This window comes from Bradyrhizobium sp. ERR14 (assembly GCF_014198235.1).
Classification (GTDB): Bacteria; Pseudomonadota; Alphaproteobacteria; order Rhizobiales; family Xanthobacteraceae; genus Bradyrhizobium.
In genome coordinates, this window is the sequence record NZ_JACIHD010000015.1 from 45,245 (window position 1) to 62,077 (window position 16,833).

9 protein-coding genes are annotated in these 16,833 nt (G+C 58.2%); 4 read left to right on the top strand and 5 right to left on the bottom strand.

Translation table 11 applies throughout. The features are described from left to right. Window positions 1-17: 17 nt before the first annotated feature. Both GGD62_RS29950 and GGD62_RS29955 read right to left on the bottom strand, forming a co-directional pair. On the bottom strand, window positions 18-1,358 hold the full coding sequence (locus GGD62_RS29950; RefSeq protein WP_183711742.1) for an NtaA/DmoA family FMN-dependent monooxygenase: 1,341 nt from the start codon (window positions 1,356-1,358) through the stop codon (window positions 18-20). After that, window positions 1,345-1,770 carry a hypothetical protein gene (locus tag GGD62_RS29955; RefSeq protein ID WP_183711744.1) on the bottom strand — a complete coding sequence of 142 codons (426 nt, stop codon included), beginning with the start codon at window positions 1,768-1,770 and terminating at the stop codon, window positions 1,345-1,347. Before GGD62_RS29955 ends, GGD62_RS29950 begins: the two co-directional genes overlap by 14 nt. Window positions 1,771-4,847: 3,077 nt before the next feature. Here GGD62_RS29955 and GGD62_RS29960 point away from each other — a divergent pair. After that, on the top strand, window positions 4,848-7,145 hold the full coding sequence (locus GGD62_RS29960) for a hypothetical protein (RefSeq protein WP_183711746.1): 2,298 nt from the start codon (window positions 4,848-4,850) through the stop codon (window positions 7,143-7,145). A gap of 640 nt (window positions 7,146-7,785) precedes the next feature. Here the strand turns inward: GGD62_RS29960 and GGD62_RS41100 are convergent. Further along, entirely contained in the window at window positions 7,786-8,529 is a 744-nt protein-coding gene (locus tag GGD62_RS41100) for a VirK family protein (protein ID WP_246800348.1), read from the bottom strand. A 2,826-nt stretch (window positions 8,530-11,355) separates the two neighbouring features. On the opposite strand from GGD62_RS41100, the gene GGD62_RS29970 reads away from it, so the two are divergent. Genes GGD62_RS29970 through GGD62_RS29980 form a run of 3 tightly spaced genes read left to right on the top strand, consistent with a single transcriptional unit; the run spans window position 11,356 to window position 14,164 of the window. After that, the gene (locus GGD62_RS29970) at window positions 11,356-12,045 is read left to right on the top strand and encodes a response regulator transcription factor (RefSeq protein WP_183236314.1); all 690 of its coding nucleotides are present in this window, start codon (window positions 11,356-11,358) and stop codon (window positions 12,043-12,045) included. Window positions 12,046-12,072: 27 nt separating this feature from the next. Further along, window positions 12,073-13,521: a type II and III secretion system protein family protein gene (locus GGD62_RS29975; RefSeq protein ID WP_183711748.1), complete on the top strand. Its 1,449-nt coding sequence runs from the start codon at window positions 12,073-12,075 to the stop codon at window positions 13,519-13,521. A gap of 10 nt (window positions 13,522-13,531) precedes the next feature. After that, window positions 13,532-14,164 carry a CpaD family pilus assembly lipoprotein gene (locus GGD62_RS29980; protein WP_183711750.1) on the top strand — a complete coding sequence of 211 codons (633 nt, stop codon included), beginning with the start codon at window positions 13,532-13,534 and terminating at the stop codon, window positions 14,162-14,164. Between the two features lie 194 nt (window positions 14,165-14,358). Here GGD62_RS29980 and GGD62_RS29985 read toward each other — a convergent pair whose 3' ends face one another. Together GGD62_RS29985 and sctT are read right to left on the bottom strand one after the other, a co-directional pair. Continuing rightward, complete coding sequence (locus tag GGD62_RS29985) at window positions 14,359-15,396, bottom strand: EscU/YscU/HrcU family type III secretion system export apparatus switch protein (RefSeq protein ID WP_179733259.1); 1,038 nt, start codon at window positions 15,394-15,396, stop codon at window positions 14,359-14,361. Continuing rightward, window positions 15,393-16,208, bottom strand: a complete 816-nt coding sequence (sctT, locus tag GGD62_RS29990; RefSeq protein ID WP_091956606.1) for a type III secretion system export apparatus subunit SctT — start codon at window positions 16,206-16,208, stop codon at window positions 15,393-15,395. Before sctT ends, GGD62_RS29985 begins: the two co-directional genes overlap by 4 nt. Between the last annotated feature and the right edge of the window lie 625 nt (window positions 16,209-16,833).

The following is a 16,833-nucleotide window of genomic DNA, read 5'->3' on the forward strand; positions in this document are numbered from 1 at the left end:
TTGGTGTTGAGGAAGCGTCAGAGCGGTGAGCTAGGTGTGGCACTTGCCAGCTCGAAAGGAATGGAAATCCCGAAATGCTCTCGCAGAGTCTGTCCCCGATATTCTTTGCGAAACAGCCCGCGCCTCTGCAGGATGGGCACCACATTGTCGACAAACGCTTGAGTGCCATCTGTCAGCACGTCGGGAATGATGTTGAAACCATCGACCGCGCCAGCGCGGAACCATGTCTCAATCGAATCCGCGATCTGCTCGGGTGCACCCACGAGCAAGCGATGGCCAAAAGCTTGAACGCTGCTGATGATCTCGCGAACCGTCCGACCTTGACGCGCCAGAGTTTCAATCGTGCGATGGTGACCGACAGAAAACGGAACATCATCTGCAGTAGGCAAAATCTCCTCCGGGATCGGCCTTTCGAGGCTAAGCTTCTCGACCGCCACGCCCATGCTTCGTGCAAGAGAGGCGACGGCGCGCTCCAGATCGAGCAGTCCGTCCAGTTTTTCTTTGCGACGAGCCGCTTCTTCCTCGGTGCCTCCGATACAGGTGACAAGGCCTGGCAGGATGAGCGGAGCTGCAGCGCGGCCGAATTGCCGAGAGAGCGCGCGCAAGCGCCCTGCCTCCTGCAAAGCCGTTGTCAAGTCTCCAGCTGCCGCAAACACGACATCTGCACTGCGGGCACCAAGCCGTAGTCCGGGATCCGAACCACCCGCTTGAACGATGACTGGCTGGCCTTGGGGCGAAGCGGGATGCGTGAGTGGGCCTCGGATGCCGAAACTATTCGTATTGGGGTCGAGCAGGCGGAATTGACTCGCATCTGCGTAAACTCCCGCAGCCTGATCGGCGATGACCATCTCGCCGCTCCAGCTCAGCCAGAGAGCACGGACGGTTTCAACGAAGTCCTCGGCGCGTCTGTATCGATCCGCTCGCCCGACCTCTCGACCGCCAAAGTTTGCAACCGTCGCCGGGCTCGACGTCGTGACCGCGTTCCACGCAACGCGGCCACCGCTGATGACATCAAGCGATTGGAAACGCCGAGCGAGATTGTATGGTTCATTGTAGGTTGTCGACGCCGTCGCAATCAGGCCAATTCGCTCCGTTTCACGTGCAATCACAGCGAGAACCAGCGTCGGTTCGAGCCCATTAAGCGGCGGTTGGCGCGCAATGTCGGAACTTATCGCAGGGGTATCGGCCAGAAATACAGCATCCAGCAGACCCCGCTCGGCAGTCTTCGCAGCGCGGACGTAGTGCTCGATGTCGAAAAAGGCGCTTGGATTTGTGCCCGGCCAGCGCCACGCCGCGAAATGACCGCCGGCACCATGAAGATTTAAGCCAAGATGAAGCATGGAGTTACCCGAAGACATCGCAGCCCCTCGTGCGGCGGCCTCTGAGCTGCTTGGTGGGCCTTGTGGACAAGTCGATCTCGGCAGCCAGCCTGCGCTTTCTCGCAAGCTCACCCTGCATGTGCTCCGGGCATTCAACTTGAGGGATAGACAACAAACAGTCGGTTGATGTGAGAAGAATGTCACCAAAGAAGCTTTTGTTAGGTCTTGCGATCTTCTCCGAGCGGGCGCGGCCGAGAAGAGCTTCGATCGCGCTATTTGCCGATTGGCGCCGACGTGACAGCTTGTTTCCAGCGGCTGGTTGTTTCCACACGAGTACACTCACATCGGCTCTCCAGAATTCATCAAGAAGCGAGCTCCTTTTCAGGAAGATGTCTTGGATGGCATTCGCGATCGAAACGTTTGGACTCCCGACCGGGCGAGCAATGATCAAGCAAGAGGATCTTTAGAGGTCCAGACCCCGCAAACGCAATAGTTGAGTATTTCAATCTACTATCGTCTATTGGCATCCTCTTCTATTTCGATGCCTATCTTTCCGTCGCTTAACCCAAATGGTCTCTGATCAGGCTCACCGAAAACGCGCGGCCTGATTGCAGCGGCTTCAATTGGCAGCGCCGGCTCGAAGCGAACGACATCAATTGATGCGTTCGAGAACAAACGACAGATTTGGCGCGACATTGTAGATCAACCGCTTGCTGCTCCGTTGCAAAGCGACATCCGATCAATAAGGCCGCGCCAAGTCCACCATCTAATAATGCGATGAAACATTCCACATTTTCGATGCCTCGTTAAGGCAACGCTTGGAAGCTGAACTCTCTTCTGCACCACCCGTGCCGCCTGCTGCATTCGAGGATCTACGGACCTTCGGTTGATTATCTTACAGGCGCCGCATCGTTCTCGCGTTTTTTCTCGGTATGATGACCGAGCGCGACTTTGCAAGAATGCCCGTCGTCACGGCTCCTTCTCGTGAGCGCGCCGATACGTGCACGGATTCAGTTACCTTTGGACATAGGTCACCTCAGAGCGTCAAAAATCGCCCGCATCAACGTTCACGAAATCACGCAGTTGGGTATTGGAGCGCGTCAGTTACCGGCACATGAGGTGGGGCGCGCCTCTCGTGATGAATCGCGGGCTATCAGCTTCAACAATGCCAGATCGAATCGCCTGCCCAGCGTCGAGGTCTGCGGCCATCATCGGCGAGGGAGATCACGGATGACACGCTCCGCGCCAGCTTGGTGGCCGACCGCAGCCCCGGCGTTCTGACCTAAGCCATCGCCGTCCTGCCACTAGCAACAGGGGTGCAACCCGCGAGCGCCAAGAGCCGCTTCCTTCTGGGCATTGCAGCGGCCAACTGGCCGCTTTGGATCGACTCAGGAAGACTAATGATAGTCTAATTTTTATGCACCGGGTGCGGCACCACTTATTCAGTGGTTCAGGAGCAGGTCTCCGCCGCTTTGAATAGCTCAGGCCTTTTTAGCTGTACGCGTTGCGGGAACCCCGTCCATCAATGGTCTGGGATCTATCGCTACTTTCACTGGAAACGCGTCGGGCCCGGAGGATCGGAAGGAGGAGCCGATACGGCCGACTGCGCAGATCGGTCTAGGTCCTTTTGTTCGGCTGCGCCTGCAGGCCACACCAGAAGGCTTTCGCCGCGATATGGTTGTTTAGGCGCGACCAACCTTGTGGTGCACGTGTGGCGCATTGGCTGCAAGCGTCAACTCGCCATTTTGTCTTTCCGAGCTGAGGCGCTCGTGCGCCGGTTCGTCGCCGCCGCGGCTTTCATGCGAGCCGAATTGTTCGTGGCCTTGCCAAGTCTGGTCGGCAATCCAACGTCTCGCGGCAACCCAGCCCCCATGATATTGTGAGTTTAGGCTATTCCGCGCGTGTTGCGGATGCCTGGATCGAAGTAGCATCGCGCAGGTCTTTTTGGCGACCAGCGCCCGGCGGGCCCACGCGAATCCTCGCGCCCATCAGCAATCCCAACAGAGCACAGTGAGCTCCACGCCACGCCGGCGCGGTCACGAGCCCGATGGCCGCGACCAGATCGGCTGTTCGGACCAGAGCTAGCGTCTCGAGTAACGTTTCAAGGACATCGACTCGCAGCCGATGCAAGCTGGCCTCGGCAGACTTCCTCACGCAGCTCTGGCTCAAAATCTGGAAGAGAAGAAGGAGCTGGATCCGAGTCAGTCCCACGTATGCCCTCAACACAGCGACCCATTCGAGAACCAGATCCAATCCAGTTTATAGACATTTGCGCGCGCCTCAGTTGCTGATCCTTATCGGATAACTTTGTCTGAATGATATCGACAGAGGCTACCAAAGGGAGACGGGAATGGACCCATTTGACGACGTCAACCCATGCGCGGCTCAGATGAATTACGTCGAGCCGCGACAGGAGACAGCGCAAGCAGCGCACCGGCTTAGAGAACCACAGCCAATCCTCCCAACATCAGCTTCACCCCGGGGCTGGATCGACCCGGACTGCAACGGATGGCAATAAGAGAGCGCAGGCTATCCAGGAGAACGAACGGTGCGCAGCTTCATCCTTTGTGAGAACGCGCGCTCAGGTGCCGCAACGCTGACCTGCGCGAATATTGCGGAACTCGAAGAGAAATCGAACTCGCTGCGCAAAGATCAGCACAATGGTCAGGAGCGACTGGGCCGTCAGCCGACGGCGTCGATAGTGGCCGCCTCTACGACGACGTGGTGGCATCTTCGTACGCGGAGCTGCAGCGCTTTCAAGACCACGCCAGCCATTGCAAGCCAAATGGGTTGGTCCGTAAAAGCGCGATGGCCCATTTGCGTTCCATGGCGGCTTTGCGTTACGCGCGCCGCCCCCTGGAATATCTGGGGAGGCCAACGACTTGATCTGGGTCGCGCAGGGGCAGAGCACATGAGGGGCGATATTTGTATCACTGTCCGAGGAGGCCTCACAACTGCTCCTTTCGCCGGACGACGGCAACGAGTATGGCGCCAAAGCAATCGCGGAAACGCGAATGAGCTGCACAGCTACACGGTGCCGAGGGTCCACCACTTGGACGGCCGAAGAGATCGTCAGTATTGTTGAGGACGGGCACGAGAATGATGAACCCAATCTGGCTTGGGTGAGCGATACCCCAACTGAGGAGCGCGAGGTACTGTTTCTGGGCTGAAGTCTAGCTGACTATCGGACCGCTAGCGCATCGAATCCATACAGAAAGTTAGGGACAAAAGGCTGAGGGTAGAGGCTCCGCAGTTGTCTTTTCCGATGCTCGGAAAAATCGAAAGCAGCGTTCGCGCCATCTATAACACTCCGGTCCGACTGGCCGGGGGGCTGGCCGCGTACTGCACTTGGACAATCCGAGTTTCAGCCGAAAGCTGTACCGTCTTTAAATTCGCCGCACTTGTCGTCAGGTTGGAAAAGCCACTGCCCGCCATCATTCATTCTATCTTTCCGCCCGGCCACGTCAGGTTTTGGAAAGCTAACGTGAGTAGCGAAAGAACGAGGAAGCGACGCCAGTGGACTGCACCATGGACCGATACAACGCGATCAACCCAGCCGATAAAGATTCCGCTGCGTCAGATACCACCGTGGAGCAGCCGCAACAACCGCAAGTGGTGTTTGAGCAACACTTGGGAGAGGTGCGACAGCTCGGCCCGATATATTCCCATAGCGATCTTTATGACATCACTGAAGAAGACGATCGCCTCATCCAAGCAGCGTCTGGTGCTGCCCTTGACCGAGGGCCACAGCCGAATGCGACCACCATCGAAATTTACGACCGTCGGCTTCGGAAATTGGCTGAGGCGCTGAAGCAGTCTGGTCAGTCGATTGCTGAGCTCGATGACGATACGTTGCTTGACCGCTCCAAGAAGCTACTGCCAAAAGACAAGGTCATCGCCCCTGCATTGTCAATGGTTAGTAGGTACCGTGAGCCCAGCGACACCGCTCCGGCCCCCACAACACATTATCGTCCGTCCAAGGAAGACGCGAGCCTCATCAGAAAGGCCACCGAGGCGGGCTTTGGTCGAGCACTCGATGCAAAAACCGCCGCAAATTATGCTAGCAGTCTTCGGAAGCTAGCGGCAGCACTGCGACCTTTGTCAATTGCTAAGCTCAGTCACAAAGCGCTGCTCGGCCATGCCGACGCTTTGTTTCCGAAGGACAAGAAACTCATCTACTCGTTGAACAGGCTGAGTGACTACCGCCGGATCGCCGGGCAGGACAATTCGGGGGCTGACGGAGGCAACTCGCGCCAGCCAATACAGCCGGACGCCGATTTACCCGTACAGCTTTTCGATCATGAGCAGCCTTTGGGGAACGCTGCGGACCAAGGCGGCTCATTGCCGGCCCACGGTTCCAATGCTACGCAGGTTTGGGAGGGAACGGGGACCCTTCATTCTCCCGTGCAACGTGTCGCCCAGGATGTGCTTTTCGACGCTGTGCGTCGAAGCGAAGTGCCTCCACGTGCCAGCTTCGATGCGCCGGTACTTTGGCAGGGAATGCGTGCCGCCGCCCCCTCGCCCGTGCAGAGTTTTGCTCAGGAAGCGCTTTTCGATGCCGCGGATCGCGAGGGCCTGATGCCAGCGACATCCTTCGATGGACCAGCGCTTTGGCCAACGCGTTCAGTCACCCACTCACCCGTGCAAAGTGTCGCTCAGGAAGAGCTTTTCGATGCGGCGGATCGCGAGCGCCTACTGCCAGCCGTGCCCTTCAATGCACCGGTGCTTTGGCCAACCACGAGTTCAGTGACCCACTCGCCCGTGCAAAGTGTCGTCCAGGAAGAGCTTTTCGATGCCGCGGATCGAGACGGGTCTGCGCCTGCTGTCGATCTGGATACATCCAAGTTATGGACGGCAATGGGGGCGCCCCCCCATGCCGTGATCTGGCAGCCCAGCTCACGGTCGCAGAATCCCGACTCTGAAGAAGACTTTGGGAGGATGATGCATCAAGATGGTGCGACCCCGGCAACACATGATACGATGTCCGCCGCAGCCGGCGAGAGCTTTGATGCCTCTTTGGCCGTTCCCGAGGATTTCTCCCATGGCACCCAGGCCGCGCCGGATATGATGCGCTCCAGGCTCAGCCGCTGGGGTCTGTTGCCGGATGCGGCACAGCGGGTAAAGACCTACGACATTCACGGTGAACGCTATACGGCCGTGCTAGGACCGCGTGGGCGCAATGATGTTCAGCTCATCCATCTGCGGTCTCCTGCTATCGGCGATACGTTTGATGTTTCGTTCGCCGTGCCCAAGGATTTTTCGCATGGCACCCAGTTGGCCCCCGAAATGTTGCTTTCCACGTTGGGCAAGTGGGACTTCTTGCCTAATGGAGAACATCCGGTCATGAACTATGAGATTGGCGGCGATCGCTACACGGCCGTGTTGGGACCGAGAGGATCCAACGACGTTCAACTCATTCATCACCCAAGGCTCGCTTTGCCGGGTGAAGCTGCGCTTGTAACGCCGACGGCTGCCCCGCATGCCTACGGCGGCCTTGCACCTGGGTTTAGTCCGCTCTCCTCGTTCGAATTGCGAAAAGACGCTCCTTTGGCGCTGGCGCCAAACATTCCACTGCCGTCTGCCGCACCGGGATCAGGCCATCAGCCGTCCCCGCAAGTGCCTGAACTCGGAGAGTTGTTCGGCGACGACTGGAGGCACGGCCCCCAAGAGGCTTCGCCTGTCGTGATCGACATGCTCCAAAACCTGGGTCTTCTGCCGAGCCAGGAGGTCCCAATGACCCGTTTTCTGATCCACGGTCAGCCTTACACGGCCGAAAGCCTACCCGGTGGCCGCGTTCTTCTCTTCCATCGGCCGCAATTTGGCTGAACGAGGTGCTCGTCCTCACCTCGGGCAGCTGCTCAAGCTCCCGAAACCACGTCGGATCGTTTGCTTTCAGAGAAATTAGAATTGCGTCCGAAAGACAGTTTAAGCGGCGAGCAAGCCCCACAGCGGCGAGGCCCAGCATGATCTAAAGCGGGATGGTTCAATCACGTTGTGGCCGCATTCGGCAGCACGGAAGTTTCCGGTGAAAGGACCCCAAAAGACGCAGGATGCAAGATACGAGCGCATCGTGGGGTGGGCAAGGGTCGCGCGTCATCATCGCGGGCGCCGCTTGATCGGGTTGGAAACAATGCCCTCACAAGGACCGCCGACAGCGTGCGGACGTACCTTGGTGAGCCAATCTGGAGCGTTCAACTGAGAGGCCTTGGCTCCAACCCATACACGATAGCCTGAACCGCCGATCGTCCAATCACTGAGATCGAATCGAGATCGACGGCCCTCATAAGTTACCTTGATCGAACTGCAGCAAGTTCGTGCAACTCGATGCCTCCCCCGACGAAAAGACGGCCAGAAACACTCTGGCCGTTCCTGACGATCGAAGCGATCCGTGCCATGGCTTGGGAAGATGTCCACACGATTAAAGGATCAAGTCTTCGAAGGGCATCCCCCTGCCCTGTGCTCTTCGTTACCAGATGAACTTTGCGCCCTCCGGCAGTTCGCAGATAAATTCGCCCTGGTTCACGAGTTCGGTGGTCCCGACGACGAGCTTCGAGGCTCGCACCGTCAGCTTGCCTTCGCGGCTGAGGCTATGGCGGATGTACTCGGTCACGGCATGTCCGGAGCTGTCGACCGTTTGGTGCGCATTGGCGAAGCTGATGCCGTTCTGGGCGGTCACCCTGAAGGCATTGATGACCAGACCGGCCTGCGTCGCCGACGAAGGCTTGCCAGCCTCCGCGGTGGTACAGCGGCTCATGTCTAGTATGAGCTTCACATTCTTCCCGGCCTGCAGGGCATTGAGCACCTCGGTGTATTTCGGCGAGGGCTCGTCGGCTCTCGCCAGAGCGCTCGCGCTCGCGGCCGAAAGCAAGGACAACAGGATCGTCAGTCCTATGCCAGTAAACTTCATATGCTCTTCTCCCTCGATTAAATACCACAGATCTCGTTTTTCAAGACGTCGTGCTCGCAAACCGCTTGGCTGATTCCACACATCAAGCGCGCTCTCGCCTGCGACAAAAACATCCTGTCGCAACCAAGCGCAAGTAGTTGTGATGGCTATTCCGACATCACAACCTCGTATGGCAGGTTTGCGGAAGTGGCTTAGCCTCGCGCGACGTCGACTAGAACTATCTGATCGAGCGTTGATCGCTTGGAAAACACAAAACGGCAACCGGTCGCGCTCCTCCATTGCAGGCTCAACGAGCGAAAGCATGCAATTCTCACATCTGCATAAAGTAGACGATCTGCAAAGGAACACTTCGGACAGCCGCATGCGCCAGCTTGTCCATCTTGATAGCTGTGCAAGGACTGTCTGCCCTAGACGACGTGTCCGCAATGAGGTGGTGGAGCGAACCTGACGCGACGGTCGGATCAAGCTCAGTCAAGGCACCCGATCTCGGCCTAGTCGAAACAGCAATACCAGAAGGCACAAGGCGGCACCGACTTTTGATCCGTCGCTTTGCGCGGCTTCCGTCCAGCTGACCGCTCGCCTCACTGACTGAATCCATTCGGCATCCCTCAAACGGCTAAAGCTAACTGGCTTCCTTCCTGGTCCGTCAGCTTCTCGAAAGCTGCACCTGCAACAATGTAAGCCGACAGCCGGCACTCGAAAGGAGAGAGATATGAATATTAATCCACGGAATGCCGCAGACACTCCCTTTCAGGTTCACGGCGCGCTGCAGCACGCGCACAGCGTGGACTGGCAACCGGACGAGCTTAGCGCCCAGACCGGCGCACCAGTAAGACAGCTTTGAGCAGCAGCTGAATGACTTGGATCTAGACGACTTAGATTCGGTCTACCCGACCTCGGATTCAGTCTCGTTAGCGGCAAATTCCGCGACTGCCAGGTCCTCGTCTGCGCCAAACGAGGTGGCCCCAACCAATCGCTATCCAGCCTCATCATTTGTCAGCGCGCGCTCAGCTTGCCGCAACACTGACAGGTGACACTCTTGAAGTGCTTCGGAACGAGATCGATCTTGCCGAACAGCAAGCAGCACATTGGTCATCGGCGACCGCAGCATGGCGTTCAAGCACCAAAACACCCCCCAAGGAAGAATTGGAAAACGGCGCACCAGCTCCGCCTCACGCACAACAGCTTGAGCAAATTGCGGCGTGATCGATGGCCCGATCAATTCGCCGATCGAGCGTTACAGCGGTTGAGGGCTGCGACGGAAGATGCACCCCCGACGGTTGGGAGGAAGCCGGACCATCCTGCCCGCTCGTTAAAGCATTCTGGCATCTTGGATGCGTTGTGACAGCGCCCGGCATCAATTTGTTAGCCGCCCCCACGGTTGGCCGGCGGCTTTGGTGAGGTAAGCCGCTGAACGCTCCTCGCCTTAGCTAGCTCGGCCTGACATTAACCGCGCGGTCAACCAACGGGTCTTTTGGCCGCAATCGTATCAGGTATTCACTCGTCCGCAGCAAGCGGCGTTGTTGCAGTACGGCCGATCCGCCACCTGGATGCGTTCCATCAAAACAATCGATTTTGCCGAGCACGCCTAAAAGCCCCATAGTCGATCGCAATGTATGGAGGCCCGCATTCAAGATGACGTCTGGCAATCGATTCTCTCCTCGGTCCCTTGCTGAACAACTTGGCTCGCGCGATCGGCCGTCTGCATCTCGGACCTCAGCTCCTGTCGTCACTTGGACGCATCCCGCGCCTTGCCACGGTCTTCCCGCTAAGTTGCCACGTATGAGGCAAATCGGATCGCCCGATCGTGGGGTCATGGCTTACCCAAAGCGTGGTAAGAACGACCGCCTTTTCGGACATTTCAAAGCGTTTCTGGCGCCACGTTCAATTGGACGGACAAATGCTCACGACGTTGGACAGAGCGAGACCGACCGCCACGCGCAGGTCGACGGCGTGGCCGAACTGTGTCGTCGTTGCCTCACAACGATTCCGAGTTTGAGGGCACTGCTACAAGGAGCCTTTAAAGGCACTTGTATCGCACCCAGCGTCAGATTGTAGGATTTCCGACAGTCCCGCGACAGAATCCGCTCGCGTGAACTCTTCCTGACAGGGAGCAACAATTGCGAACGTCTCAAAACCTCAATGCTCGACCGATCCGCCTCGTCGCACTACTCGACTGCTCCCCTTCAGAGTTTGCGTCGTTTATCTGCTCTGTAAGCGCAGGACGCAGCGCCCTCCTCGCAGCCGGACCAGGATCCAGCGCAGGAGAACAACGCGGGCAATCGCTATTTCGCACGTGCCGACCACAGGCCGAGTCCAAGCTCGAGATTAGATCATTCTTGCGCCGTTCACCCTGTATGACGAAAGGGAGGCGGCGTAACCACCTTAGACAATGCGCGACAGCAACGCCGGACTCAATTTGTAGTTCGTTGGCAGCATTCGCTCGACTGCGGCGGAGAACGTCTTCGGAGCGACCGAACTTCGGGACAGTTGACGTCTTGCTCGGCTATCACCGGCTATCGAGAGGATGTCTATCCCGCCGATGTCGCGTTTCGTCGCGCATCTCGGCCTTTTCAAGCCATTGGTCGATGCATAGCGCGTGAAGTGTCTTCAAACGCGGAAAACTTGCGTTGTCGTGACTTGACGACACTACGGGCTCAAGAGCCTTGCAGGACTGACCGCGGTCAAGGCGAACTTGGGGAGTTTCCAATGTCGGTTTCGCAAGTCTGTTCGGCGGCAAATACAGCCGCTCTCGCCTGCGCTTTCGTATCGTTCGGGCGGGTTGGCACGATCGCTACTGCAGGCGCTCGTGTAGTGCATGCAGGCACGGCTATGCTCGGCCTACAGATGCATCAGCGCGCGGCCAGGACTCTCAGCTTTAGAGATTGCAGAGCTCTTGCGGGCGTGAGGGAGATTTTGAGACGCGTCCTCCCGCGCAGGCGATCCGCCGCAGGCCGCCACCTATCCGATGACGATGGACGCGCAGACATTGGTCGCCTGCTAACAACGTCTTGCGTGTCGTTTACGGCGTTTCGAATTCACGCCAAAGCGGCAGCCTCTGGGTTTCGCCGAATCTCATGGTCAGCGTGGCACGCTCAAGTCCTGCCGAGGATGGACGAGAGGCAATGAATGCGAATTCTCCTGGTTGATCATCATGCGGACTTTGCCCGCGACGTGAAGGAAGCGCTCTTAAAATGTGGCTTCGCCCTCGACGTGACCCGCACGCTGGATGAGGCGGCGGTTGCGCTCGATTGCGCGAACTACCACATGGTCCTGCTCGAATCGGCTTTGCCCGATGGAGACGGATTGGACTGGCTGAAGCAGTTGCGGCGCGAGGGACGATCAATGCCGGCTATGATGATGAGCAGTCTCAATGACCTTAGCCGGCGGATTGCGATCTTCAATGCGGGCGCGGATGATTTTCTGCCCAAGCCCGTGTCTATCGACGAACTCATTGCCCGCATGCGAGCTATTTTGCGGCGGTCAACGCAAATGATGGCGCCTGTTGTGACATTCGGGAATCTGCATTTCGATCCGATCGCGAGACAAGTCTCGATCGGTGGTCGAATGCTGAGAATTGCGCGCCGCGAAGTGTGCATTCTTGAACATCTGCTCAACCGCGCGGGCCGCACCGTGCCGCGCGCATCCCTCGAAGATAGCTTGTATGCATTTGACGATGAGGTCTCGACCAATGCGCTGGAAGTCGGGATTTATCGCTTACGCACGCACTTGAGCCAAGCGGGTGCAACGCTGAGGATCAAGACCGCGCGCGGTGTCGGTTACACCCTCGAACTCATCGGCGTAGCATCGGCTGCCTAGCCGATCGAACTCGAAAGCAGCACTCCCTTGAACGTGGTTAACAATGACGCCGGCGAGCCGCCGATGGTCGCCAGCGGCTCGCACTATGCCGCTTTTCCCCGCCTCTGCTACGTCCTGTGCGCACTCGCTGTGCTATTTCCGCTTGCTGTCACAGCTCAGACAAAGCGGGATGGCAAAGGGGAACCGCCACGTGCGGCGCCTGGCAGCACCACGGGCACGATCAACCTTACCTCCTCACAGGGCAAGACAGTTCATCTGACCGGGCCGGCTGCGAGCATTTTTATAGCCGACCCGGCGATTGCGGATTATCAGGCGCCATCGAACACCACGATTTTCGTGTTTGGCAAAAAGGCCGGACGGACGAGCCTGTTTGCCCTGAACGACAACGGAGAGGCTCTCGCTGAGCTGCGTGTTGTCGTCACTCAACCGATCGAGGATCTGCGGGCCGCGCTTAAGGCCGAGGTCGGGGACTATCCAATTCAGGTCAGCTATACCCCGCGCGGCGCGATCCTTAGCGGTACTGCGCCTAATGCCGATGTGGTCGAGACCGCCAGGAAGGTCACTGAGCAGTTTCTTGGCGCGGGCGCGCTGGTGGTCAACAAGATCCAGGTCGCCGGCTCATTGCAGGTAAATCTCAGCGTACGGGTCGCAGAAGTCTCCCGCAGCGCCGTCAAGGATCTCAACATCAACTTCACGGCCTCGAGCCCAAACGGCGCTTTCCTTGTGACCGGCAAAGGGGGCGGGTCCGGCGCGGCCGGCGGCGGCGGCACGATCGGGATTGGGTTTAGCGCCGGCAATACCAACCTAAGCGCTGTTCTCGACGCTCTCGCGAGCGAGCACCTCGCCTCAATCCTGGCTGAGCCGAATCTAACGGCCATGTCCGGCGAAGCCGCAAGCTTCCTCGCCGGCGGCGAATTCCCCATTCCGGTGATGCAGGACAACCGGCAGGTTTCCGTCCAATTTCGCCAGTTCGGCGTGAGCCTCGAGTTCGTTCCGACGGTTCTCAACAATAATCAGATCAATGTCCGTGTGAAGCCCGAAGTCAGCGAATTGTCGAGCGAAGGCGAAGTCAAAATAAATGGCATGGCGGTCCCTGCCCTCTCGACTCGGCGGGCGAGCACCGTGGTCGAGCTCGCCAGCGGTCAGAGCTTTGCGATCGGCGGCCTCATCAGGCGCAACTTCAACACTGATATCGGCGAGTTTCCCTGGCTCGGCGATGTGCCGATCCTGGGCGCGCTTTTTCGCTCCTCATCGTTTCAAAAACGTGAAACCGAGCTGGTCATTATTGTCACGCCCTACATCGTGCGGCCCGGACCGAATCCGAACCGGATGAGTGCGCCGAGCGACCGCATCTCACCGCCCTCAGACGCGGGGCGGATTTTGACGAACACGGTGGCCCGGCCGCCGCGAGAGCGCGATGCGCCTCGCGCCAGCGCACCAGGATTGACCGGCAGCGCCGGCTTTATTATCGAATGAGGTTCGCCAAATGACTTTGCGACATCTGTGCTACCCGATCGTTATTGGAGCAACATTGGGGGGCTGCGCAATTACTGCTTCGATCCAGCCCGGGCCTGCTGACCAAGAGATCCAGGTCGAGCAGAAGAGTAGCGTGCTGTTCCTGCAGAGCCTTCGTGGCCCCGAACGGCGTCGGCTGCGAAGCTTCATTGCAGCGACCAGTCGCGGCCGGCTGGATGCCCTCCATGTGGGCGTCATCGGCCCACCTAGACTCATTGCACAGGTGGCCCACGAGGCTCGCGCAATGGGCGTTGCCACCTACAACATCCGCCTGTCCGCTTCTCGTGTGGATTTTCCGGCTCGTTCCGGGGTGAGGATCGAAGCGATCACTTTCGAAGCCCATCCTCCGCTCTGCCCCTCGCTCTCCATCGTCGGTCCTACAGTGAACGACAATTCGTTCAATCCAACCCTTGGCTGCTCAGTCCGGCATAATCTTGCGGTCATGGTCAATGAACCTGGCGACTTGTTAGGCAATGGCGCTGTCATGCCGACCAGTGGTGATCGTGCAGTGCTTCCCATCACCGCACGTGGGGCCACGTCGGCGGGCAACAGGAGCAATTTGGCGGATGAAACGCATAACAGGGTTGCGCCAGAAACCCAATAGGCGGCTCGTAAGACCCGAGCAGCATGAACGTCGGTTGGCCATTCTTGTCCATATCAGTCTTGGAATCGGCGACGAGCCTCCTGGAATCCAATCTTTGCTCGTCCTTTTCTTGGGATCGTGCAGCTTGCAGATCAGGTTCTGGGACAGTTAGGTCGTTGACTAGAGATTTGAGCGCATCGCTGTTTTGCGCGACGCTAAACTAGGCCGGCGGCAAAGACTGCCTTCGCAACCCTCTCGAAACACTCCATCGGAACGGCCTTGCCCATCGCACCTTTTCGGATCAGCTGACGCGCCAATACATGATCCTCGACAATGCTCAGACGTTGGGCGCGCGCCTCCGCCAGTAACTGTGAAGCCGTTTCGCCCTCGCCGCGGCACACCAGTACCGGAACGCCGGTCTCGCCCCGAACGTAGCGCAGCCCAATCAATGTCGCTCGCCCCGTCAGTATCACTGTCGCCCGATGGATGCCGAGCGGAGACTCGTTCGCCGATTCCCGGCGGAGCCTGCGGTGTTCACCCTTGATCTGCGGATTACCATCCTGTTCCTTGGACTCGCGCTTGGCTTCGCTCTGCGTCATGCGCATGTCGCGCAAGAACAACCAACGCTGAATGAGCAGATCGGCCAAGCCGCCAATCAGAAGAGCGCCGGCAGCAATCGCGATCAGCACTTTGAGCTCTTTAAAGACAAAACCAAAGCAGCTCAAATCGCACACGGGCAAGTATACCAGTGCCCTCCAACTTGCGAGCACAGTGAAAACGAACGTAGCGCCAAGAACCAACACTTTGACGATAGACTTTCCAAGCTCGACAACCGACCGCTGGGAGAAAATCCGCTTCAGCCCTTTGACGGGGTCCAATTTTTCAAAGCTGGGTTTAAGCGGCTCAACCGAAATAGTCAGCCCGCCGCCGGCCAAGACACCGGCCAGAATCGCCGCAACAACCGCCGCACCTAGGATGGGAGCCGCGGCTGTTATAGAAAGGTCCATCAATCCGACCAACGCCTGCCGGGCCGCACTGTTGAAGGGCTGTTCCTGCAGCTTGTCGGTGAGCCGCACGGCTTCGCGCCATCCGTCTTCGATCGGGCCCGCCCTGAAGCACAGGCAGCCGAAACCAGCGCAAAGGCTTGCCGCGGTCACAAAGTCGGCGCTGCGCGGGCTCTGCCCTTTCTTACGCGCGTCCCTCAGCTTCTTGTGACTTGGTGGAAGGTTTTTCTCTTCGCTCGTGTCGTTCATTTCAAGAACTTCTCGAGCCACTCCAGCACGCCGTTGAACCGAATGATCTCTGCTTGCATATATTCGATCAGGAAGACGGCGTAGCTGACCATAATGATGCCAAAGGCGGCATTCTTGATGGTCGGAGAGAGATCGCTCAGCTTGATTTGCGGCGCAAAGCGCCCGAGCAGCATGACGGATACGTCGATCAGAAGCAGCAGAGCCAGCACGGGCCCGGCGACCACGAGGGTCGTATGCATGACATGGTCGAGAAGCCCGATAAACTCCATTGCCCCTTGGTGGGTCAGGGGCGGTAGCAGCCGATACACGGGCCAGATCAGATAACTTCCATAGAGGCATCTGACCATGGTCTGCAGACCTCCTGATACAACGAAGATCGTAACCGCGGCAGTCCCGAGAAAGAGCCCCATCGGGGCGGTTTGACTGCGTGTGGCAGGATCGTCCACCTGGCTGGAGATGCCGCGCTGGGTATCAATGATGTCACCAACGGCCTGGATGCTCCAAAGTGGTATACTAAGCAGAAAACCGAACAGCAGGCCGATAAATATCTCCTTCAAACCGAGGAGCGAGACCGCAACCATACGGGTGCCCGGATCTAGTGTCTGCAAGCCGTTCCTGATCTGCATCAAGCAAGGCAATCCAATCACAACCGTCGCGCTTGCGCGGATAATCCCGCCAATGTGCGGTCGCGTGAATACCGGAAGAACCAGCATAATGCCGAGGGCCCGGGCCGCGCCAAGTCCGGCCGCAACGACGAACTCGACAGCAGTCTGAATCAGAGTTTGCGTTTCGGTGGGTGACAAGGCATCCATTTGAGCTCAGCTCGTCGTTCCTTCAGCCAATGCAACCGTCGCACTCACGTCGCCGGATGTGAGACGTCAAGAACTCTGCAGATCCCGTGTCCCAGCGGTTGCAGAGCGACAGGCCTCCCACAAGGCAGATGACTTCGGCTTCAACCATCCATATGGCTACAGCCATCCGGCGCAGAGGTATGACCATTCGATGAAAGCACGGGCGAAATCGCGCCGCTGCGCGGCCTACAAGCCACGCTTCTTCCGCTCTCACCGGCCGCAGCGCGGTTTGGAGATCTGAGGGCCTCAAAGCTTCCATCAATTTCGCAGTCAATGGAGATCGGTCTCGAGCGGCACCTTCATTCGCAGGCTCATTCACCAGAACGCCAGAATCGTGGGGCCGCTTGCAATCAAGGCGGTTCGCCCGTTCACTGCGTCGACAACTCGCCAGGCAATGCATCGAGGACCAGGTCTCAGCAGGTAATTCCGTCACGTCGAAGCAAAACCTAAATCGAATGGATAGAACTTCCAAATGGGGTCATTCTCCCTCCGAATACGGCAGGCTCACGGAGCCGAACAGGACAGTTCGGATATTTATCCGTCGCATGCTAGTGAGGCGAGCTTTCGATAAGCTGACGAACTCGCC